Origin of the sequence: Bartonella sp. Raccoon60, from assembly GCF_002022585.1 — a bacterium.
Classification (GTDB): Bacteria; Pseudomonadota; Alphaproteobacteria; order Rhizobiales; family Rhizobiaceae; genus Bartonella; species Bartonella rochalimae.
Window position 1 is genome coordinate 269,810 of sequence record NZ_CP019786.1, and the last position, 23,553, is coordinate 293,362.

Genomic DNA, 23,553 nt, shown 5'->3' on the forward strand with positions numbered 1-23,553 from the left:
GAGGTGTAAATTAAAAAGCTATCGTTTCTCTTTTCATCTTTATATGATATTATCAAAAATATTACGAAAGCAATCTATAAACAAAAATATATATTAGCAAAATTGTTGATATTTGGAGTTGTTTTATGCCTAATTTATCATCCAATCGCTTACCTAATCGTGCTTCTATTGTAACTAAGAGAGCGCTTTTTGCTGTTGAAGGTTTTCTCCATATAGAAGCTCTTAGCGGGATTGTTCTGTTAGTTGCGGCGACTGCAGCTCTTATTTTTGCCAATTCTAAATATATTGCTCTTTATGAAGCATTTTGGCATACATCCCTTGGTTTTAATTTTGGTCATTTTAATCTTTCATGGGATCTACATTTCTGGGTCAATGATGTGCTTATGACTGTATTTTTTCTTGTAGCAGGAATGGAAATTCGGCGAGAAATTCACGAAGGAGCTCTTGCAAATTTCAAACAAGCAGTTTTGCCAATTGTTGCAGCAATAGGAGGTGTTTGTTTTCCTGCGGTTATTTATCTTAGCTTCAATTTAAATGGTGGACACACTTATGGTTGGGCTGTCCCAACAGCTACTGATATTGCTTTTGCTTTAGGGATTCTTGCTCTTCTTGGAAAAGCTATACCTCCCAATCTTCATATTATTCTTTTATCATTAGCTATTATTGATGATATAATTGCTGTCTTAATCATTGCATTTTTTTATTCAACCAACCTTGATCCTAGTGGTCTAGCCATTGCATCAGCAGGTATTGTATTAGTTTTATTTTTTCAGTGGATCGGATTTGCATCAGCATGGCTTTATATTGTACCAGGTGCAATTATTTGGTGCGGTTTAATGGTAACAGGGGTTCATCCATCACTTTCTGGTGTAATTTTAGGTATGATGACTCCGGTTTTTCCTACTCGTCATTTCGTAGCTCCGCTCACAATGCTCAGTAATGCGGTAAAATCTCTTCAAGAAAAAAATGATGTTAAAGATCTACACTACGTCTCAATGACATTAAAAAAAGTACGCAAAGGACAACGTGATATGATTGCGCCCGTCATTCGTGTTCAAAAAGCCCTACATCCATGGGTAGCATACGGTATAATGCCAATTTTTGCTTTTGCAAATGCTGGCGTTAGCTTTGCAAATTTTGATCTTTCTTCTGATAAATCATTCTTTATTGTTTTCGGTATTATTATTGGCTTACTTGTTGGTAAACCGCTGGGTATTATAACTGCTAGTTATCTTGCTGTAAAATCAGGCCTTTGCCGTCTTCCGCCTCACATGACGTGGGAAGGAATTTTATTGATTGGATTTTTAGCGGGTATTGGTTTTACGATGTCTATCTTTGTTTCAATGCTTGCTTTTAAAGATATTGTGCAGCTTGATTCTGCAAAAATTGGTGTACTTTGTGGGTCTGGTTTATCTGCTTTTCTCGGTCTTGGATATGGCTTCTTTTATATCAAAAAACATAAAAAAAATATATGATAGATTTTAATTAAAGAAAATAATGATACAATTTTAACCAGATCCTTTAAGAGGGGGGGGGCTGTATTTAACTGATATATAATTTTCTCATAATCCTAAAAAATATAATAGTTAACTCTCATAAGTGAGAGCACAATTCCACTGCATAGGGTAACAATTAAACTTACAAGCTGTATAAACTTAAAAAATCCCAAGTATGTAAGACATAATAAGAATAAAATTCAATAGCTGCGTTTTTCTTTATTTTGCGAACAATACGCTGAAATTATATTTTAAGATTCAGCTTCAGAAGTATATATTTTATAATGTAGAAGGGTAAAGATATAGTAGTTTTCTGTTTTTTTTCAGAGTTAAAAGCTATTGTATTATTATTATTTTTCTTATAATTTTTTTATTTCTTATTGAAAGAAAATTTTTATTTGAGGTGTAATAATATTAAGTTTAGCTATGCAAATATAAAAGGACTAATGCGTTACCTTATATTTAAGAAAGCTAGTAAAAACAAAGCTGATGTTATGATTAAAATTGTATTTCAATTTAGATAGTGCATATTATTTAAGAATAGAGAGTAAAGTTTTCAAATTTAAGTTTAGCACAACCATTTTTGATATTTTGTATATATGAAGATATTTTACAGGATATCTATGGGGTATTAAGAAGAGAATAATACGTATATTAAGCAGAGAATACATACCTAATTCTGGAGATTTTAAAGAGAAAAAATGCCTATTCTTTATCAAGGTTATAAACACCATGTAATGTTCTAACCGCAAGTTCAGTGCAAGCGCTATCAATCAGAATAGAGATCTTAATCTCTGAAGTAGTGATTGCTTGAATATTAATACCTTTTTCCGCTAAAGCCTTAAATGCTGTAGCAGCAACACCTGCGTGGCTACGCATTCCAATCCCAATAATAGAAATTTTTGCAAGATTACTTTCAGATTGGATAACATCAAATCCAATTTTTTTACGATTTTTTTCAAGAAGTCTAACCGCTCTTTCTACATCTGCGGATGGTACTGTAAAAGTCATATCAGTTTTTGAACCATCTTCAGAAATATTTTGTACAATCATATCAACATTAATATGCTCTTCAGCTAAAGGACAGAAAATTGCTGCAGAGATACCTGGACGATCTGCAAGTCGGCGTAACGAAATTTGTGCCTCATCTTTGGCAAAGGCAATACCAGTAACAGTTTGTTGTTCCACAATTTCATCCTCACTACAAATAAGTGTTCCAAGGGGGGTAATTGGATTGTCCATGCTAAGAGCATGAGGATCCTCAAAACTTGAGCGCACAAAAATCCAAACTTTATGAACTATAGCTAGTTCAACAGAACGGACCTGCAAAACTTTTGCTCCAAGAGAAGTCATTTCAAGCATTTCTTCAAAGGCTATTTTGGGTAAACGACGTGCTTTAGGTTCAATACGGGGATCGGTTGTATAGACACCATCTACGTCCGTATAAATATCACAACGATCAGCTTTTAATGCGGCTGCCATCGCAACGGCACTTGTATCTGATCCGCCACGCCCTAATGTAGAAATCCGATTATCTGGAGCTAAACCCTGAAAACCGGCTATTACTGCTACTTTACCTTCCTGAAAATGCTGTATCAAAGAAGATCCATCAATATTTGTAATTCGTGCGCTACCATGAGTATTATCAGTATGAATAGGAATTTGCCAACCAAGCCATGAACGCGCGTTTATTCCCATTGACTGAAGTGTAATAGCCAATAAACCAGCTGTTATCTGTTCACCAGAAGAAACAACGACATCATATTCATAAGCATCATTCAATGGTGCAGCATCACGCGTCCATTGCACAAGTTTATTGGTTGTACCAGCCATTGCTGATACCACCACTGCAACCTCATTACCTGCATCTACTTCCCTTTTAACATGTTGTGCAACATTATGAATACATTCAATGTTTGCAACAGATGTTCCACCAAATTTCATGACAATACGCATTATTTATGACACTCTTACGATTTTTATTTTAGGTACCAATGGGAGTAAAGCTTTATGCTATATTAAGTTTCCATTTTGACATAACCAATATCTATCATTTTCACAAGTCTGATATGTTTATGTAAATTTATGCTTGACTTTAGAAAAAATTCACATGACTTGATAAATCAAGTAAAAGGAGAGCTATATGATAAACGAAACGCCTACAACAATTGATCAGAATGAAATTGATCATTTTTCGCGTATTGCTGCTGAGTGGTGGGATCCACAGGGAAAATTTCGATCACTTCACAATTTCAATCCAACACGCCTTGCTTATATAAAAGAAAAAATCTGTTTGGCATTTAATCGTAATCCTGTTTCGCTTACGCCTTTTGAAGGTTTGAAAATTCTTGATATCGGTTGTGGAGGTGGTTTGTTATGCGAGCCAATGGCACGTCTTGGAGCTACTGTTATAGGAGCTGATGCTGCGCAAACAAATATTGAAGTCGCAAAAATCCACGCCATTCAAAGTGGTCTTTCCATTAATTATCGCACTACTACTGCAGAAGCTCTTGCAAATGAAGGTGAACAATTTGACGTAATTCTTAATATGGAGGTTGTTGAACATGTTGTGAATGTTGATTTTTTTATAGAGGCTACGGCTAAAATGCTTAAACCACAAGGACTCATGTTTATTGCAACACTAAATCGCACATGGAAAGCATGGGGGCTTGCTATTGTAGCTGCTGAATATATTTTAAAATGGCTTCCAAAGGGGACACATGACTATAAAAAATTTTTAAAACCTCATGAGCTTAAAAAAATATTGTGCAAAAATTCCTTATCTATTATTGATAAAACCGGGATTATTTATAATCCATTAACTGATAGCTGGAATCGCTCATGTGATACGGATGTTAATTATATACTTCTTGCAAAACGGTTTTAATAAACACATCACAGAAATAATTATTGAGCATCTTTCAGAAGAGAATCAAGCTTGCCTTCAGTATCTAAAGCATAAAGGTCATCACACCCCCCAACATGATAGTCTCCTATAAAAATTTGCGGAAATGTATCACGGCCATTGGCTCGTTGCACCATTTGTTGACGAAGAGAAGTTGATGCATCAATATCAGTGTATTTTACTCCTTTTTGATCAAGCAAAGCCCGTGCTTTTATGCAATAAGGGCAGTTAGGACGTGTATAAAGTGTAATTTCTCTCATGATACTCTCCAAATTTCTATATAGATATACTTTAAATAGATTTTCAAAAATAAGGCAAAGAAAAATTATTTTTTAAGACACGCGAAAATGTTAATACATTAACCTGTCGTGCACCTGCATGTTTTAATGTTTTAGTTGCTGTAGTAACTGTCACACCTGTTGTCAAAACATCATCAATAAGCAAAATAGAGCGTCCCTCCAAATACTTTTTAACTTCATTAGGTACTTTAAAAGCATTCTGCACATTCATTTTGCGTTCTTTGGCGGATAAACCAACTTGTGGGCGTGTGTAACGATAACGCACAAGCCAGCCAGGTTTAAAAGGTTTTTTCTTTTTTTCTGCAATGTAACGAGCAAGCTCAGCAGATTGGTTATAACGTCTCACGAAAAAACGACGAAAATGTAAAGGGATAGGAATAATAAAATCACAATCATTTATAATTTCATGTCCAGCAAATATCATCCAGTTTGCCATAAAAGGTGCTAATTCCAAATGGTCACCATATTTCAATCGTGTTGTTAAAACTCGTGCTAAACCTTTATGAACAACAGCTGAGCGTAAAGACGAAAAGGGAGGAGGATTCTGAATAGCTTCACCGCTAAGAAATCCTTCTCCCATATCATATGCAAAAGGAGTTCCCATAACAGGACAATAAGGTTTTGTGATGAACTGAAGATCTTTCCAGCAATCAGAACAAATAGTTCCATAAGCGGAAACAATTTTTGCACATCCATGACAAGTTGGTGGATACAAAATTTTTATTAGGCGCTTGATTAATTTATTCAATATATCACCATTAATCAAAAAAATGTCTTTAAAACACTGTAAATAAGCTATCAAATTACTATAATAATGTGCAGAGTTTATTTCATATTTTAGAAGAATAAAATTTAATTTTTAACTATTCTTCCCTTTTATAAAATCTTTTTTCTTTTCTTTTTGTATTATGCAATTGATATAGTATGTATGAAATAATCCTATTTTAAATCTTATCATGCCATAAATTAATCGTGCTATAAAATATGTCTCATCCTTTGATTTTTGATTACAATTGTATGGAACAATTTCGTCAACGTGCTTTCAAAAGAGCAAAAAAAGGACATGATTTTTTACTTTCTTATGTGGTTGATGATTTCTACAAACGTCTAGATGCTGTGAATCGTAATTTTTCATTAGCTTTAGATTTACATGGTCATACAGGTCTTGCGGTAACAATTTTAAAAAAATTGGGTAAAATTGGTTCTATAGAACGTGTTGAAACCAATATGCTTTACCAAAATTACGACAATCCATTTCATTTGCGTCATCGAGAATTTCTTGATTTTCCTCAACATTATTGTGATCTTATTGTTTCACTTCTTTCTCTGCAGTTAACCAATGATACTCCAGGAGTTCTCAGCCAAATAAAAAATATCCTTAAGCCAGATGGTCTATTTCTCGCTGTTATGGCTGGAGCTGGTACGTTAAAGGAGTTGCGTGAAAGTTTGCTACAAGCTGAAAATGAAATTTACGGTGGTGTTAGTCCAAGAATTTATCCTTTTGCAGATATTCGTGATGCAGGATCTCTCTTACAGCGTGCAGGTTTTGCTATGCCCGTAGTAGATGTTGAAGATGTCATTATACGCTACAATACGATGTTTGATCTTATGTCTGATCTTAGAGCTATGGGAATGCAAAATGCACTTATTAGTCGTTCTCGACGTTTTGTATCTAAGCGATTTTTCTTTCTCGCTAACGAAATTTATGCAAAAAAATTCAGTGACTCCGATGGTCGTATTCGTGCGAGTTTCTCTTTTCTTTGGCTTTCTGGTTGGGCTCCTGACCAAAAACAACAAAAGCCTATACCTCCAGGATCAGCTCAAATATCTCTTGTAGATTTTTTTAACAAATAACATGCTAATGTATAAAAATAGTCCATCATGTATTATGTTAAATTAAAGTTGAAAAAAGAATATTTGCTTATTTTAAGACAAGAAAAACTATTTATTCGCATATCATTAAAGAAATTGATGAGAGAATAAAATTGTTTGAGCAATTATATTATAGCTTTTCATTTAAGATATTTAGTGCAAAAAGCACTAAAAATAAAAGAGATGCATCATGATTTTTTCATCGAGAAGTGCATTATATTTTAGACTGTAATTTCGAGAAATCTCCAACATTTTGTGTAACTATCCGAATACGGTCAAGAAGAGCAAGACGATTAGCTCGAATATTGATATTATCATCATTTACAAATACTTTTTCAAAGAATGCGTTAATAGGCTTTTTGAGGAGTGCTAAACTGTTCAGTGCAGATGATAATTCTGTTATATGAATATGATTAGCAATCTTTTTTTCTGTTTTAAGCATTGCTTGATAAAGCTGTTTTTCTTCTGTTTCAATAAAAAGCTCAGGTTTAATTTTGTTTATTATTGTCGTTCCTTTTTTGGTTTCGTTTTCAAGAATATTAATGGCACGTTTTATTGCAATTAAAAGGCTGTCTCCATCGTTGGAGTTGATAAAGAAAGTGAGTGCTTCAACTCGACGTGTAATTAATAAAATATCATCGGCGTCTTTTGTTAAAACGGCCTCAATAATATCATGACGTCCCCCTTCATCTTTGAGATAACCTTTTAGTCGTTCATGAAAGAATGCTAACAAGTCGAGTACAATATTTTCTTTTTTTTCTACAGGCATGTTTTGAAGGTGTGCGCTTTCTGTTTCAGATGTTGCATACTTAACTCTTTGTTGTAATAAAAAATTCATTGCCTGATAGAAAAGCGGTATAAGTCTTATTTTCAAATCATTTGAAAGCATAAGTTTGATAACTCCTAACGCTGCTCGTCTTAATGCGTAGGGGTCTTTTGAGCTTGTTGGTTTTTCATTAATGAACCAAAAACCAATGAGTGTATCAATTTTATCCGCTAATGCGACTGTTACCGCGATAGATTCAGTTGGAATACGATCTTTAGGTCCTAAAGGCTTATAGTGGTCTTCAATAGCTTCAGCTACAAGAGGATTCTCTCCTTGAAGTAATGCGTATTTTCGTCCTATCAATCCTTGTAGTTCAGGGAATTCACCAATAATTTCCGTTTGTAAATCAGCTTTTGCTAATACTGCTGCACGTTTAGCTAATATAGAATCTGCTTGTACTAAGGGTGCAATTATTTGTGTTAAAGCAGCAATTCTTTCTATTCTTGCGCCTTGTGTTCCTAATTTAGCATGGAAAGTAACATTTAAATAGTCAAGGTGTGCTACTCGCTGATCAAGAGGTTTATTTAAGTCAAGATCAAGCTTTTTAGCTGAAGATTCTAAATGTATAGTGTTAGGTAAATTACACTGATCTGTTTCCCAAAAATAGAGCGCATCAGAAAGACGAGCATGTACAACCTTACTATTTCCCTTAGAAATTTCTATTCCTTTGTCACTGGCGAGGATATTAGCAACGAGAATGAAATAGTTAGAGAGTTTGCTCTTTTCACCTCGTTTGCGTGTTACAAAGCATTTTTGATGCGTTTGAATAGTCAAGCGAATAATTTCTGGAGGAATACTGAGAAAAGTTTTGTCAAAAGTGCCCATGAGGACAACAGGCCATTCAACGAGTCCTGAAACTTCTTCTAAAAGAGCCTTATCTTCAACTAGTTCCAAGCCATTTGCAAAGCAAAGATTTTGAATATCTGCTAGAATAATGTCTTTTCGTCTCTCTGCATCTAAAATAACTTTATGGTTTTCAAGTTGTGAGACATAGTCATCAAAATAGCGTACTTGGATAGGTTGTCCATTACTTAAGAAACGATGACCATAGGTTAAATTATTACTTTTGAGGGAACCAACTGTAAATGGAATAATTTTTGTTTCACCTATTGCTGATCCCAAAACACACAGAATGTTTTGTAAAGAGCGTATCCATCTTAAGGAGCCATTTTTTGCTGACTCTTGTCCCCAACGCATCGATTTTGGCCATGGAAAATTATAAATAATATCAGGTAAAATATCTGCAATAATTTCTTCGGCTAAACGACCTTTTTTAGTTGTTTTAGCGATATAAAAGTTACCTTTTTTATCATCATGTGCAATGTGCACTTTGGAAATGTCATTTAGACCTGTAGCACGTAAAAAAGCATCAATAACTTGTTGTGGTGATTGTACATTAGGTCCTTTACGTTCTTCATGAACATCTGGCGAGCTTTTAGAAAGACCACGTATATTTAATGTTAATCGACGAGGAGTCCAATATTCACAGGCTGCTTTATAAGTTAAGCCTGCATTAATAAGTTTATCTGTGACACATTTTTTAAGATCAGAAGCAGCTTTGTGTTGCATTTGAGCAGGGATTTCTTCACTAAAAAGCTCAAGCAGGAGATCAGGCATTATACATCTCCATTTGTGGTTATATTACCAGCTTCTGTTAATAAAAAGGCTTCACCGCAGCGGCGTGCAAGATCACGAACACGAAGAATATAATTTTGTCGTTCAGTGACGGAAATAACACCACGTGCCTGTAAGAGATTAAAAATATGGCTTGCTTTAATACATTGATCATAAGCTGGAAAGACGCATAAGTGGAAGTTATTTTCTTTATTAGGTTTTCCAGCATCAAGAAGTGCGATACATTCACGTTCTGCGTCAATAAAATGTTGTTGCAAAAGATCGATATTAGCAAATTCAAAATTATAATGTGAATATTCTTGTTCGGCCTGTAAAAAAATATCACCATAACTTATTCGATCTGCACCATCTAAGCCATTAAAGTTAAGATTGTAAACATTACTGACATCTTGAATATACATTGCTAATCGCTCAAGCCCATAAGTGATTTCTCCTGAGACTGGAGCACATTCAATGCCACATACTTGTTGAAAATAAGTGAATTGAGAAACTTCCATTCCATCACACCAGCATTCCCATCCAAGCCCCCAAGCACCAAGTGTTGGACTTTCCCAATCGTCTTCAACAAAACGTATGTCATGAAGTTTTGTGTCAAGGCCAATAGCTTGTAGAGAGCCAATGTAAAGCTCTTGTAAATTGGGAGGAGAGGGTTTGAGAAGCACTTGAAATTGGTAATAATGTTGCAGACGATTAGGATTTGTACCATATCGGCCATCTGTTGGACGTCGGGTAGGTTGGACATAAGCTGCTTTCCAAGGACGTGGGCCTAATGAACGTAGTGTTGTCGCTGGATGAAATGTTCCAGCTCCTACTTCCATATCGTAAGGTTGCAAAATTGCACATCCATGTTGAGCCCAGTAATTTTGCAGACTTAGAATAAGTCCTTGAAAAGAACGCTTGGGATTTAAGTTTGAGGGTAGATTCACTCTTTGAATACCATTTTAATGTTTAACCGATAATTCAAGATCTTTTATAGACCAAACTTTATTTTTTCTTTAATTTTTTCCGGATTGTTTGCTTCTCCATCAATTGCATGGTTCCATTGAAATATTGCCTCACGTTTACGTCCAACTTGCCAATAAGCATCACCCAAATGGTCATTAAGTATTGGATCACTAGGTTGCAATTTAACGGCGGTTTCTAATGTTGTAACAGCTTGGGGATATTGTTTCAGTTTGTAATAGGCCCATCCTAAAGAATCGAGGATATAACTATTTTGAGATTGTAACATAACAGCTTTTTTAAGCATATTTAATGATTCTTCAAGTTTTTGATCACGATTGATAAGGGAGTAAGCTAAATAATTGAGTACTTGCGGTTGATCAGGAACAAGTGTAAGTGCTTTGCGAAAATCAGTTTCAGCTTTTGACCATTGGTTTAAATAATTAAATGCAATACCACGTTGATAAAAAAGTCTCCAATTATCTTGTTGAAGGTCTGTTATTTGCGCGATAGCGTGATCTATGATTTTGATCGCTTTAGGAAAATTATTTATCTGCATATAAATAGCAGCTAGAGCGATAAAAATATGATGGTCATTAGGAAATTTTTTCTCTAATAACGTTAATAATTTAATAGCTTCATCGTAAGCACCATTTTCAGCAAGAGTCAACGCAAGTTGGAATTGTCCATCTCTATAATAAGGGGAGCTAAGTGGTAAAGAACGATAAATTTTAATGGCTTGATTAAAATCATCTAATTTTGTAGAAATTTTTGCTAATTGAAACAGGGCTGCTTCATTTTTAGGATGCAGAGCTAACGAAAATTGCTGAAAAATACGTGCGATCCTTTCTGAGCCTTTTTTGTTAAGAGTTGTTCCAAAATTATATAATACTTCACCAATTCCCTGTTGAGGTGTTATAATAGGATTTTCTATATTAGCTCCTTTTTCAACTTTTTTACGGATATTTTCGAGTGTTTTGTGCCCTGATAATATCTTTTCTCCATGTAGGAGAGTTTTTATAGCATCGCTGCGCATATTCTGACGTAATTGGAATGAGGCATAGGCTATAATAATACGTTCATAGGTATAAGGAGCTGTAATAGCTCCTTGTTGATTGTTGAATGCTTGAATAAAGTATTTTTTTGCGTCTTTTGGATTTTTTGCTAAATCATTCATAAGAGCAAGATGATAAAGAGTATACCAAGAGGGCTTTGAGTGTTTTTCAAGTTTAGCGATTGCTTTAATATGATTACCTGATCCGAATTCAGCCCAAGCATTGGTCAGCTCAAATATTGGATTATTATCAGGAGGAGATTTTTGAGTTTGTAGAAGCAGTTGAGCTTCTTTATAATTTTTTTTGATAAGATTTTCTATTGATAATGTTAAGGAAATGAGTGGCGTAATAATACCTTTTTCTTTCAATTTTTTTGCTTGTTGAACAGCTTCTGTGAATGCTCCTACATTTAGCATTGCCTGAAAAATTTCTTTTTGTGTCTCAAGATTATTAGGTTCATAAGTGAGCGCTTGTTTAAAATAGTGGATAGCAAGATTCATCTTGTTTTCATAATTCGCAATTCGTCCTGCTAGATAGGAACCTGTAAATGAACTTGGATTAAGAGTTTTTTCAACTGCACTGTAAGTGGGCAGTGGTATCAGTATGATTCCTATGAGAGTAAAAAAACGCGATACTATTGCCCTGCGCATAAAGTTAATCCTTCTTAAAGATAATCAATTATTTCTATAGTTTCTAAAGTATTTCTGAGTGTTTTACTAAAAACATTATATTGTGATTCTTACAAAGAATTAGTTTACGCGTTCAATACAAAAATCGATAATATCAATTAATGCATTTTTAGCAGGATTGTCCTTTATTGAGGAAAGAGCATCAGTGGCACGTTTTCCGTAAATTCGAGCTTGCTCTATTGTATCGGTTAGACCATCGTATTTTTCTATTAATTGTTGCGCATGCTTTAAGGCTTCATCATCGTTATGGTTATTTTCAAGAGCTTGTTTCCAAAATATTTTTTCTATGTCATTTCCGCGTGTGTATGATAAAATAACAGGCATTGTAATTTTACCTTCACGAAAGTCATCCCCAATATTTTTTCCTAGATATTGAGCACTGCTACTGTAATCAAGAACATCGTCAATCAATTGGAAAGCTAACCCTAATGATAGACCATATTGATGTAATGCAGAGCGTTCTTCAGGCCCATAACCAGCAATAATGGGTCCGACTTCAGCTGCTGCTGAGAAAAGAGCAGCTGTTTTTGCATCTATAATTTTGAGATAATCGGAAACATTAGTTTCTATATTTTTTGCAGCAGAAAGTTGCATAACTTCCCCTTCAGCGATGATCGCAGCAGCATTTGATAAGACAGAGAGTGCGTCCAAAGAACCAACGTCTACCATCATTTTAAAAGCTTGTCCTAATAAAAAATCACCAACAAGAATACTTGCTTGATTGCCCCAAATCATTCGTGCTGTAGACTTTCCCCGTCGTAACGCGCTTTCATCAACAACATCGTCGTGTAATAGGGTTGCTGTATGCATAAACTCAACTGCTGTTGCGAGTTTTATATGTTTATCGCCTTGATAACCAAACATATGGGCGGTTGCTAAGGTAATCATTGGACGTATTCGTTTACCACCCGATGAAATAAGATAATTAGAAATTTCAGGAATCATCGCAACATTCGATTTAGCCATAGAAATAATCAATTGATTTACACACTCCATATCTTCTTTGGTAAGACTGAAAAGAGGATGGAGGGAGTCTTGTTTTTTTTTATGCTGCAGTTGTGTGGTGGCTCCCAATTTGTTCACTCCTAAAATATTTCAGATAGACATCCTTATAGCATAAAGAGGGATGAGTTTTGACTCAAGCTTTGGCGCTAGTTGGAAATAAAAATTTTAATGATATTGAAAAAACATTTTTTTTTATACTAATCATATCAGTTTAAATAAGATAGTTTAAATAGCAATTTCAAAAATATGAATGAAATAATCAGGATAATGTTAAGCTTTTAGATGAGTAGAGTAAACAATTATAATGATGAAACAATAGATGGTTTTCATCGTGGTAAGTTTTATTTAGTACAACCACGTTTACGAGGGCATCGGTCTGGTATGGATGCTATGTTGCTTGCTGGTTTGGTTCCTAGTGGTTTTAAAGGAAAAGTTGTTGATTTAGGTGCAGGCGCTGGTGCAGCAGGATTAGCGGTTGCTTCACGTTGTGATGAAGCTCATATTACATTGGTTGAACGGTCTTCTTTTATGATATCTTATGCTCAGAAAACACTTATGCTACAACAAAATGAGAAGTTAGCGAGCAGAGTTTGTTTATTAAAAGTAGATATTACCTTAAGAGGTAAAGAACGCTTGAAGGCAGGACTGGTGGATAATGCATTTGATTTTGCAATTATGAATCCTCCTTTTAATAGTTCAGAAGATCGTAAAACACCTGATGAGGAAAAATTAGAAGCACATGTTATGTCTGAAGCAATGTTTGAGAGTTGGTTTCGGTGTGCGTCAGCAATTGTTAGACCAGGTGGATATTTAGGATTAATTGCACGTCCGCAATCTCTGAATGATATATTATGTGCTTTAAAAGGGCGCTTTGGTAATGTATGTATAGTTCCTGTTCATTCTCACGCTGAGACAGCAGCGATTCGCATTTTATTTTATGCAAAACGTGGGAGCAGAGCTGGCTTGTCTATATTGCCACCATTGGTTATGCATGAGAGTGGTAGCCATGTTTTTTTACCGCGGGTTAATGCGATTAATAATGGATATATCAGCTTGTGGGAAAGTTTTTAATACTTGCGTTTTTAAATTTATTTCTTAAATTTAGATAAGAATTATTTTGCTTTTTCGATTTTTATAGGGAGCTTTTATTTTTATGGATTGTATAAAGAATTTAATATCACGTTGTTTTCGTTCTAATACGGTTCAAATCCCTGTAGTAAGGCTTCAGGGGGCGATTATATCATCAAATTCGTCGATATCACGTACATTGTCATTGGCGAGGTGTGCAAGCCTTTTGGATAAAGCTTTTTCTTATAAAAAAGCACCAGCAGTTGCTTTAGTTATCAATTCTCCTGGTGGTTCTCCCGTGCAATCACGTCTTATTTTTCAGCGTATTCGCGATTTAGCAAATGAAAAAAACAAACAGGTTCTTACATTTGTTGAAGACGTAGCTGCATCAGGTGGTTATATGATTGCTTGTGCTGGAGATGAAATTTTTTCTGATCCTTCCTCTATTGTTGGTTCTATTGGTGTTGTCTCAGCTTCTTTTGGTTTTCCTGAACTTTTGAAGAAAATTGGTGTGGAGCGTCGTGTTTATACAGCAGGAAAAAACAAGGTTACATTAGATCCATTTCAACCAGAAAAGAAAACAGATGTTGATCATTTGAAATCTTTGCAACTTGAAGTTCATCAAACTTTTATTGATTTGGTCAAGGAAAGACGTATGTCAAAATTATCAGATGATTCAAATATTTTTACAGGAATGTTTTGGAGCGGAAAAAAAGGCGTTGAACTTGGCTTAATTGATGAATTAGGTGATATTCGTTCTGTTATTAAAAAACGGTTTGGTGATAATGCAAAGTTACGCTTAATTTCTCCTCCAAAAAGTCTTTTGTCTTCTAAAGTACCTTTAGGTATTTCTGCTGATACCGCTTATACGGCAGTGGATGGTGTTATGATGGCAGCAGAAGAGCGAGCGCTTTGGCAACGTTATGGCTTGCAATGCCAATAGCGTTTCATTAAATGCTTAAAAAGTTGATAGTGACTTTAGAAAGTGCTCACAGGAGCAGAAATGAATAGTGGTGAGTTTTATTTTATTTAGTTTGCCATATACCATAGCTTTTTATAGCTTTATGTATTGAAATATCATTAAAATGGGTATCTCAGTATATTTTCATTCGAGAGTTACACTATGCGCAAATGTAAAAAAGGAATGCACGTGAAAGATTCTTGTATAGGTGAATATTACGTTCAATGACATCAAATATACATATTTCGCTTAAAAAGTGTTCTTATGTATTTACACCTATTAAGTTGAACTTAGCTTTGCATGTTGTGGGTCAGCGTGCCGATGGCTATCATTTATTAGAAAGCTTGGTTTATTTTAGTCTTAGCGGTGATTGTTTAGGTTACGCGCCTTTTGAAAGTGATCGCTTTGTTGTAACAGGACCTTTTGCAAATAGAATTATTGCAGGCACAGAAAATTTGGTTATCCGCGCTCGTGATTTTATGCGTGAGAAATTTCCTAAAAGTGCTAAACCTAGTTTTTTTAGGCTTGTTAAGACATTGCCCGTTGCATCAGGTATTGGAGGTGGATCAGGTGATGCTGCAAGTGTATTACATATGTTACGTCGGCAATGGAAGCTTGATTGTTCTTGTGAAAAGTTAGCAGAAATGAGTTTAGTTCTTGGAGCTGATGTGCCGATGTGTTTATTTGCATTGGAGTATCAACAGCCACTTTTTGTTAAAGGAATTGGCGAGGATATAGTGCCAATAAAAGGAGCTTGTTCTCTTGCAATGGTATTGGTTAATCATGGTCAACACATTGCTACAGAGACTATTTTTAAAGCTTTAGAAAAGTGTAATCATTCGCGTTTAAAAATTCATTCATCTGCTTTTAAGACGGTTTTTTCGTTGGTTGATTCTTTGAAAAAAACGCGTAATGATCTTTTTATTCCTGCATTAAAAATAGCTCCTCAGTTGGCTGAAGTCTTATATGCGTTGGATAAAAGTGGTTCTCTTTTTTCTCGTATGTCTGGTTCAGGTGCGACATGTTTTGGGATTTTTAAAAATCAGCAGGCAGCGCAAAAAGCAGCTTTTCTTATTAAATCGATGTATCCCGATTGGTTTGTGAAACCTATCATAACTCTAGGTACGCGATAACAGTAATCAGAAAAAGAATTTTGGTCTTTTTTATTGGGTATATAAAGGAATATTTTTAGCTGAGTGCTCATTGAGCTAGATGCTTATGGACTTTAGTTTGATAGATTTAATTTATGGCAGGAGTTTTTTTAAGTCTAACAAAGATAGTGGCTTATTATTTAAGTAGTGAAATATTAGAAAAGAAAAATGATAACGAAATAGAACTATCAATAAAGGAAAAAACTCTTTAGTGAAATGATCATAATTTCTGATAGCGTTACACTTATGTCTCATTATGTGAAATAGTTTTATTTCTTTCACCTATCTTAATACGATTAAATGTAAGATCATCACTTTTGTAAGTGTAGTTTAAAATAGTACCTACTTACTATGGTTTAAATGCAAGTATTTGGATGTATCCAAAATCATTAATCACGTTATCATATCATATAGTTTCATATAGTTTGTTTTAGCTGAAATTATGAGAAAGCTAATCAATTTATATTGTATCTTATAAATCTGTTCTGCATGATGTGTTGATATCTGACATTATAAGCTTTGCTAAAACTAAGGAAGATTATTTCGAATATATGATGTTAGAAGATTGTGAGTATATTGCTGCAATATATAAATTGGAGAATTTTTATTTATGGGATTTGGTTCCAATGATAAAAGTAATTTAAGTGGTTATGTCCAGTTATTTTCTAATATATTGCTTCAGAGTAGTTTAGTATCAACATAAATTGAAAAAGTTTGGTTTTGTTGAACAAATTTTAAAATGGAGTGTGTTATCAATTTTAATCGGTTTATCTGAAGCAGTTTTTGTGAGTTTAAGATAAAGTATTGTATTTACCATTATAATAATTCGTTAGTAATTATTTTGTGCAAATTTAGTGAACAGTTATCCATTGTCTTTATTTATATTTTTCTCACTTACAATTTGCCAGATGATAAGTTTATAGGAAATGACTTATTATTTAAGGGATAATTTTTATATTAAGCAACGGCTTTTTGTGCATAATATTTGTGCATAATATATGATATCTAAGATATAGCTTTTAAAAATTGGTGTGGGATATGAAATTATTTTAGCTAAAATAGAATTTTTATAAAAATCTCAGAGAAGTCAATATTGGGGAGGTACTATTATGATGTCAGGAATAAAAGCTATAATTTCTGGTATTTCTGGTACTTTTTTAGAAGATTATGAAAAAGAATTTATTATTGAACATAAGCCTTGGGCTTTTATTTTATTTGCGCGAAATATAGGAACAGCAGATGAGTTGAAAGGACTTACTACTTCTTTACGAGAGATAAGTAAACGCGATGATGTTTTTATTTTTATTGATCAAGAAGGTGGAAGAGTACAGCGTTTACGTCCGCCTTTGGCACCGGATTATCCAGTAGCTAAAACTTTAGGAGAAATTTATAGAAAAGATCAAGATAAAGGACTTCGTGCTGCGTGGATTATGTCACGGCTTCATGCTTTTGATTTGATGAAATATGGTATTAACGCGAATTGCCTCCCTGTTTTAGATGTGCCGGTGGTAGGAGCTCATGATGTAATTGGAACGCGCGCTTATTCTCAAGATCCACAAGTTGTTGCTGCGTTAGGGTGTGCTGCTGCTCAAGGGCTTTTGGATGGTGGCGTTTTACCAGTGATAAAACATATACCTGGGCATGGGCGAGCATTTTCTGATACGCATTTGGAATTAGCATACGTAGATATGCCACTTGATATTTTGGAGCAGAGTGATTTTATTCCATTTAAAAATTTAGCTGATTTACCAGCTGCAATGACTGCTCATATTGTTTATAAAGCGATTGATGATAAGTTACCAGCGACGTTATCTAAAAAAGTTATTGAAAATATTATCCGTCAAAAAATAGGTTTTGATGGACTTTTAATGTCGGATGATTTGTCAATGAAAGCTCTTTCAGATAGTTCATTATCAGAAAATCTTTCAGATCTAACAAGTAAAATTTTTGCAGCAGGGTGTGATATCGTTCTTCATTGTCATGGTCAACTACAGGAGATGCATACTGTTGCTGATGCTGCTCCATTTTTGGAAGGAAAAGCATTGGAGCGTGTATGTAGTATTCGCTCTAAGGTTACAACACCAGATCATTCGAATGAAAGTGCTTTAAGAGAGGAATTTTCAAGTCTTTTAGCCCTTGTTTAAATGAAAAAGGTAATTTTAATATTTTTATCTATGATAATATGATGTGCAGAATTGAAAATGTTCTTTTAAAGTGGTCGTTTTATTGCCTTTAATTTATGCAGAGAATATAATATTAATTAGAACATAAGGCTATAATAATATTTATTGATGTACGTCTTTCTTCAAAAAAATGAGTATGAACCAATTTAGGGGTATAGATGAAGCTATGGGTAATATTTTTTCGCCAACACATTTAATTGTAATTTTGTTGATTATCCTTATACTTTTTGGCCGTGGTAAGGTTTCTGAATTAATGGGTGACGTTGCTAAGGGTATAAAAGCTTTTAAAAGTAATATGAAGGAAGAGGAGGGAAGTCCTGAAAGCGAGTTTGAAGTAGCTGATTACTCTAAAACAATAGATGCTGCTCAGTATTCTCAGCCGTTATCAGAAGAGCATGTGGTAGGTTTAAAAAACAGTACCTCTTCAAATAAGGCGAGAAAAGATTCTGCTAAGAAAGAGTAATGTGCGGGGTGATTAAAGACGAAATCATAATTTAGCAATAGTCTTTTAAATGGAGAAGTTGAGTATAAGCGATGTTTGGGATTGATGGATCAGAGTTTCTTGTTATCTTGCTTATTTTCATCATCGTGGTTGGACCAAAGGACTTGCCTAAAATGCTGAGAGTTATAGCAAGAGCGATTGCGTATATGCGTTCAACAGCTAATGAATTTCGTCATCATTGTGATGATGCGATAAAACAAGCTGAGTTAGATGATTTGAAAAAGATATTGCCGAATACTAGTGATCTTAATTCTAAAAAAGAATTTAAAAAATCTTGTGACTCAAGATATAATAAAAAAGGAGATATTTCAGGTAATTTTAATGTTGGTACTGCACTCCATAAATCAGAAAAAGATATAGAAATCTTTGAATTTGGTACAAATGAAGTCAATGAAGATTTAACTGTGTCTACTTCTCATAGCCATAAAATTATCTATGCAGATTTTAAAGATAAAGATAAGGAAAATATATCGTGACTTCTAAAAAAGATGAAGTTGATGTCAAAGTCACTCTTTTAGAGCATTTGATTGAGCTTCGTCAGAGAATTATTGCAGCTCTGATTGTATTTTTTATAGCTTTTACTTTGTGTTTTCTTATCAAAGATTATATTTTGAATTTTTTGATATGGCCCTATCAGTGGGCGATGAAGATATCAGGTAGTTATCCTGGAAATATTCGTCTTCAATCAACACAAGTGTGGGAGACTTTTTTAACGAAGATGAAACTTGCTGCGTTTGGTGCAGTTATTTTATCATTTCCTTATATGGCTTTTCAGCTTTATAGTTTTATAGCTCCAGGACTTTATAAAAATGAGCGTCGAGCTTTTTTACCATTTCTTATTAGCGCACCAATTTTATTTATTGTAGGAGGAACATTTGTTTATGGTCTCTTAGCTCCGTTAATGCTGTGGTTTAGTCTTTCTCAGCAGGCTTTACCGGATTTGCGTTTAAGGATAGAGTTTATAGCTCGTATCTCAGATTATTTAAATTTTATGATATCTTTTATTTTAATTTTTGGTTTAATTTTTCAATTGCCTCTTATCATAACTCTTTTAACGAGAGTCGGATTATTGACAAGCCACATGTTAACATCAAAACGAAAGTGGGCTATTTTAATTTCTTTTATAGTTGCTGCTATGGTGACACCATCAGATTTTTTTACTATGTTTGCAGTAGCTTTACCGACTGTACTTCTTTATGAGATCTCAATTTTTATTGCACGCTGGATAGAAAAAAACAAGAAATCTTCGTAGTGAAGTTATTTTGTACAGTAAGAAATGAATAAAAATGATGCAAAAAAGGGATTTAAATGCTTGATATTAAATGGATTCGTGATCATCCTGAAGAATTGGATAGAGCGCTTGCAAAGAGAGGTCTTGAACCTCAAGCTGAAAATTTGCAGAAATTTGATCGTGAGCGTCGCTTGCATGTTTCTAAAGTGCAACAGGCCCAAGAGTTGCGCAATTCAGCTTCAGAAAAGATAAGGCAAGCTTTAGCTGTTGGTGATAAAGAAACTGCTAATCGTGTTAAGGCTGAGGTTGAAGAAATAAAAGTTTTTCTTTCTTCTGCGGTTTTAGAAGAAAAGCGGTTAACAGATAGATTAGAAGAAGCTCTTTCAGCAATACCTAATATTCCATTAGATGATGTTCCAGAAGGAAAAGACGAAAACGATAACGTTGTAATGCGCTATTTTGGTATACCACAAACGTTTGATTTTCTACCAAAGGAGCATTTTGATCTTGGTCAAAATCTTAAGCAAATGGATTTTGAACGAGCTAGTCGATTATCAGGTTCACGTTTTACAGTTCTTTCAGGTTCATTAGCACGTTTAGAACGTGCTTTAGGCCAATTTATGCTGGACATGCATGTGGATGAACACGGTTATCAAGAGATTTCAGTTCCTCTTCTTGTTCGTGATGAGATTGTTTACGGAGCAGCCCAATTGCCTAAATTTTCTGAGGATCTTTTTCGAACAATAGATGGCCGATGGCTTATTTCTACATCAGAAGTACCCTTAGTCAATTTAGTTAACAGTGAAATTCTTGATATTACAGAGTTACCTTTGCGATTTACATCTCTTACTCCTTGTTTTCGTTCAGAGGCAGGAGCTGCAGGGCGTGATACACGTGGTATGTTACGTCAACATCAGTTTAGAAAAGTAGAATTGGTATCGATTACCACAGAGGAACAATCCTTAGAGGAATTAGAACGTATGACGGAATGTGCAGAAAATGTTTTGAAGCGTCTTGGTTTGCCTTTTCGTACTGTAGTTCTTTCTACTGGTGATATGGGTTTTGCAGCACGTAAGACCTATGATATTGAAGTATGGCTTCCAGGGCAAGAATGTTATCGTGAAATTTCAAGTTGTTCGATTTGCGGTGATTTTCAAGGACGGCGTATGAATGCTAGATATCGTTTAGAAGGTGAAAAAACATTGCGCTTTGTACATAGTTTAAACGGCTCTGGGACAGCTATTGGTCGTTGTCTTATAGCTATTCTTGAAAATTACCAACAAGCCGATGGTTCAATTATTATTCCGGATGTTTTACGACCTTATATGCGAGATATGAATTATATTACAGTTTAATTTTACAAAAAGAAATAAGGTACACATTTGCTATTTATAAATAATACCTAATTTAACTAATAATTCATCATCTTTATCATCCATCAGCACTTAAATAGGATCATATTCTCTCATTTTAAATTTTTTTATTTTATATCAAGAGAAACTATCTATTTACGTATCAAAAAAGACCATTGAAGTACAAATGAAATCCCTTTATCATGTTTATAATATCTTTACATATTATTCATATCCAAGAGCTTTTTGAATTATAAAAAACTTTCCACTAAGTCTAAAGTAAGATTATATTTTTTATAATGCCCTCTTTCTATAAAGATCAAAAGAAGGGACTACTTTTAAATAGCTACAGCTAACGATCTTTCCTTCTGCGGAGATATTATATCTTTAATTTCTTGTTGAAATGTTTTTGCTTCTTTAACAAGATTTATAATTTTCTGTGCTTGAACTTCTGACACCTTAATACTGCTAGCAAGTGCCTGACAATCATTTTCTTTAATTGCTATACGTTCGTGTATTGAAAGACGAGAATTAACTTGATTTAAAAAAACAGAAAGTTCCTTGTTAATTTGAGAAGTATTTTTTTCTCTTAAAATATTTTTTCGCACATCACTTGGTAGATTTAAAAGATGCTGTATTTCATTACTAGGCATTACTACAGATTTGCGGATCCGTTCTTGCTCTTTTTCATAGTTTTTAAGAATTTGTTTCTGACACATTTCTACAATTTCTGCATATTTTTTAGTTGCTTTACAGAGCTCTGGGACATTATTTTCTGCCTTTATACGCTGCAAACTTTTAATACCCAATATTTTAAAACCTGCAAGTCTGAAGAAGGATTCAGGAGAGTTTTCGAGTTTTTGGCTATATGTTTCTCCTAATTGTGGATTCTTAATGATTTGTGTTAGATAGTTGTTCAATAATTCCCGGTTTCCAAATACGAGTTCTGAAAGATTTTGCACTTTTTCCGCATACTCTTGAACAACAGAATCAATTTTAATTTTATTAATAACTTCATTCTGGGTTAAAGGAGCTAATGCTTTTACCGGAATAAGAAAACGCTTAGAATTCTGTGTTTGAACTTCACTTGAATTATAATTTTCGTAGATATTTTCCTCTTCGCTTCTTAGGTTCTGTGTTTGAGCATCCGGATTATCATAAACATGAGTAGTGCCATAGACATCCGAGTATTCTCCTTCGCTTCTCAGCCTCTGTGTTTGAGCATCTGGATTATCATAAATATGAGTAGTGCCATAGACATCCGAGTACTCTCCTTCGCTTCTCAGCCTCTGTGTTTGAGCATCCGGATTATCATAAATATGAGTAGTGTCATAGACATCCGAGTACTCTCCTTCGCTTCTCAGCCTCTGTGTTTGAGCTTCACGTGGATTATAATTTGCGTAGATACCTTTTTGCTTGCTTCCCAGCTTTTGTGTTTGAGCTTCATATGGATTATAATCTTCGTAGATATCTTCTTCTTCGCTTCTTAGGTTCTGTGTTTGAGCATCCGGATTTTCATAAATATGAGTAGTGTCATAGACATCCGAGTACTCTCCTTCGCTTCTCAGCCTCTGTGTTTGAGCTTCACGTGGATTATAATTTGCGTAGATACCTTTTTGCTTGCTTCCCAGCTTTTGTGTTTGAGCTTCATTTAGACTATACGTGATTTTTTGGAAAAGGTTAATTTCTTCCAGTACTTTTTTGGCTTTTGTAACAACATCTATCAATTTCAGCGCTTGATCGTCTGATATACCTATACTTTCAGCAAGAGGCTGACTCTGATTTTCTTCAAGCATCTGGAGCTCATTTTCTGAAAGACGCATCTCAACTGAATTTAAAAACAACCACACCTCTTTACCAAGTTGAAAAGTATCTTGATTTTTGAAAACATTACACAGTTCATCATGTGATAAAGCAATAAGAGATTGTACATTATCATTAGGCATTAAAATTTTTCGTATGCAACGCGCTTGTTCCAAGTTATTACGGTAAATAATTGCATCTTTGACATTTTTTATAGTATCCCCGTACTTGTGAATTGCTAAACTAAGCTGCAAAACATGTTGTTCAGCCCTTATACGTCGCGAACTTTTAAAACCAAATATTTTAAAACCTGCAAGTTCAAGGAAGGATTCAGGAGAGTCTCTAAATATATTCGCCAACTCTGATGCAGAATTTGGATTATCATTTATCCGTTGTATTAAGGAAGGTAATGCTTGCCAGTTTTTAGATACAATTAGTGACAAACTTGTAATTTCTTTTTGTATGTCTTCAATCAAAGGATCACGTAAAGCCCGTTTAATAATCTCATCATCCGTTAGAGAAGGTACCTCTTTTGATGGGACAAGAACATAATTAGGCATTTTTTTCTTTTCTCCAAA

General features: G+C 34.4%; 19 protein-coding genes. 11 read left to right on the forward strand and 8 right to left on the reverse strand.

From position 1 onward, the window contains the following. Positions 1-125: 125 nt before the first annotated feature. On the forward strand, positions 126-1,475 hold the full coding sequence (gene nhaA, locus Bra60_RS01080; RefSeq protein ID WP_078688340.1) for a Na+/H+ antiporter NhaA: 1,350 nt from the start codon (positions 126-128) through the stop codon (positions 1,473-1,475). 726 nt (positions 1,476-2,201) lie between these two features. Here nhaA and Bra60_RS01085 read toward each other — a convergent pair. Continuing rightward, the gene (locus tag Bra60_RS01085; RefSeq protein ID WP_078688341.1) at positions 2,202-3,455 is read right to left on the reverse strand and encodes an aspartate kinase; all 1,254 of its coding nucleotides are present in this window, start codon (positions 3,453-3,455) and stop codon (positions 2,202-2,204) included. A 184-nt stretch (positions 3,456-3,639) separates the two neighbouring features. On the opposite strand from Bra60_RS01085, the gene ubiG reads away from it, so the two are divergent. After that, positions 3,640-4,383: a bifunctional 2-polyprenyl-6-hydroxyphenol methylase/3-demethylubiquinol 3-O-methyltransferase UbiG gene (gene ubiG, locus Bra60_RS01090; protein ID WP_078688342.1), complete on the forward strand. Its 744-nt coding sequence runs from the start codon at positions 3,640-3,642 to the stop codon at positions 4,381-4,383. A 20-nt stretch (positions 4,384-4,403) separates the two neighbouring features. Here ubiG and grxC read toward each other — a convergent pair whose 3' ends face one another. Continuing rightward, positions 4,404-4,661 (reverse strand): glutaredoxin 3, encoded by a 258-nt coding sequence (gene grxC, locus Bra60_RS01095; protein WP_078688343.1) that lies wholly within the window; start codon positions 4,659-4,661, stop codon positions 4,404-4,406. A gap of 43 nt (positions 4,662-4,704) precedes the next feature. Further along, positions 4,705-5,448 (reverse strand): ComF family protein, encoded by a 744-nt coding sequence (locus Bra60_RS01100; RefSeq protein ID WP_236823952.1) that lies wholly within the window; start codon positions 5,446-5,448, stop codon positions 4,705-4,707. Positions 5,449-5,684: 236 nt separating this feature from the next. Here Bra60_RS01100 and Bra60_RS01105 point away from each other — a divergent pair, with 236 nt between their 5' ends. Continuing rightward, positions 5,685-6,554 carry a methyltransferase domain-containing protein gene (locus Bra60_RS01105; protein WP_078688344.1) on the forward strand — a complete coding sequence of 290 codons (870 nt, stop codon included), beginning with the start codon at positions 5,685-5,687 and terminating at the stop codon, positions 6,552-6,554. 232 nt (positions 6,555-6,786) lie between these two features. Here the strand turns inward: Bra60_RS01105 and glyS are convergent, their stop codons facing one another. The 4 genes from glyS to Bra60_RS01125 all read right to left on the reverse strand — a co-directional run bounded on the left by glyS (position 6,787) and on the right by Bra60_RS01125 (position 12,793). After that, a complete protein-coding gene (glyS, locus tag Bra60_RS01110) occupies positions 6,787-9,015 on the reverse strand; it encodes a glycine--tRNA ligase subunit beta (protein ID WP_078698000.1) in 2,229 nt (742 codons plus the stop codon). Further along, the gene (locus tag Bra60_RS01115) at positions 9,015-9,959 is read right to left on the reverse strand and encodes a glycine--tRNA ligase subunit alpha (protein WP_078673605.1); all 945 of its coding nucleotides are present in this window, start codon (positions 9,957-9,959) and stop codon (positions 9,015-9,017) included. Before Bra60_RS01115 ends, glyS begins: the two co-directional genes overlap by 1 nt. Positions 9,960-10,003: 44 nt before the next feature. Beyond that, on the reverse strand, positions 10,004-11,680 hold the full coding sequence (locus Bra60_RS01120) for a tetratricopeptide repeat protein (RefSeq protein WP_078688346.1): 1,677 nt from the start codon (positions 11,678-11,680) through the stop codon (positions 10,004-10,006). A gap of 99 nt (positions 11,681-11,779) precedes the next feature. Then, entirely contained in the window at positions 11,780-12,793 is a 1,014-nt protein-coding gene (locus Bra60_RS01125) for a polyprenyl synthetase family protein (RefSeq protein ID WP_078688347.1), read from the reverse strand. A 213-nt stretch (positions 12,794-13,006) separates the two neighbouring features. On the opposite strand from Bra60_RS01125, the gene Bra60_RS01130 reads away from it, so the two are divergent. From Bra60_RS01130 to serS, 8 genes are all read left to right on the forward strand, one after another. After that, positions 13,007-13,795: a tRNA1(Val) (adenine(37)-N6)-methyltransferase gene (locus Bra60_RS01130; protein WP_078688348.1), complete on the forward strand. Its 789-nt coding sequence runs from the start codon at positions 13,007-13,009 to the stop codon at positions 13,793-13,795. Positions 13,796-13,877: 82 nt separating this feature from the next. After that, entirely contained in the window at positions 13,878-14,735 is an 858-nt protein-coding gene (locus Bra60_RS01135) for a S49 family peptidase (RefSeq protein ID WP_078688349.1), read from the forward strand. A gap of 242 nt (positions 14,736-14,977) precedes the next feature. Continuing rightward, complete coding sequence (locus Bra60_RS01140) at positions 14,978-15,886, forward strand: 4-(cytidine 5'-diphospho)-2-C-methyl-D-erythritol kinase (protein WP_035006237.1); 909 nt, start codon at positions 14,978-14,980, stop codon at positions 15,884-15,886. Between the two features lie 1,130 nt (positions 15,887-17,016). Further along, positions 17,017-18,048 carry a beta-N-acetylhexosaminidase gene (nagZ, locus tag Bra60_RS01145; RefSeq protein ID WP_078689023.1) on the forward strand — a complete coding sequence of 344 codons (1,032 nt, stop codon included), beginning with the start codon at positions 17,017-17,019 and terminating at the stop codon, positions 18,046-18,048. 205 nt (positions 18,049-18,253) lie between these two features. Continuing rightward, positions 18,254-18,550, forward strand: a complete 297-nt coding sequence (tatA, locus tag Bra60_RS01150; protein WP_035006701.1) for a twin-arginine translocase TatA/TatE family subunit — start codon at positions 18,254-18,256, stop codon at positions 18,548-18,550. A gap of 71 nt (positions 18,551-18,621) precedes the next feature. Beyond that, positions 18,622-19,065 carry a Sec-independent protein translocase protein TatB gene (gene tatB / locus Bra60_RS01155; RefSeq protein ID WP_078688350.1) on the forward strand — a complete coding sequence of 148 codons (444 nt, stop codon included), beginning with the start codon at positions 18,622-18,624 and terminating at the stop codon, positions 19,063-19,065. Further along, complete coding sequence (gene tatC, locus Bra60_RS01160) at positions 19,062-19,841, forward strand: twin-arginine translocase subunit TatC (protein WP_035006235.1); 780 nt, start codon at positions 19,062-19,064, stop codon at positions 19,839-19,841. Before tatB ends, tatC begins: the two co-directional genes overlap by 4 nt. Before the next feature lie 56 nt (positions 19,842-19,897). Continuing rightward, positions 19,898-21,175 (forward strand): serine--tRNA ligase, encoded by a 1,278-nt coding sequence (serS, locus tag Bra60_RS01165; RefSeq protein WP_078688351.1) that lies wholly within the window; start codon positions 19,898-19,900, stop codon positions 21,173-21,175. Between the two features lie 335 nt (positions 21,176-21,510). Here the strand turns inward: serS and Bra60_RS01170 are convergent, their stop codons facing one another. Beyond that, positions 21,511-23,535: a BID domain-containing T4SS effector gene (locus Bra60_RS01170; RefSeq protein ID WP_194285023.1), complete on the reverse strand. Its 2,025-nt coding sequence runs from the start codon at positions 23,533-23,535 to the stop codon at positions 21,511-21,513. Between the last annotated feature and the right edge of the window lie 18 nt (positions 23,536-23,553).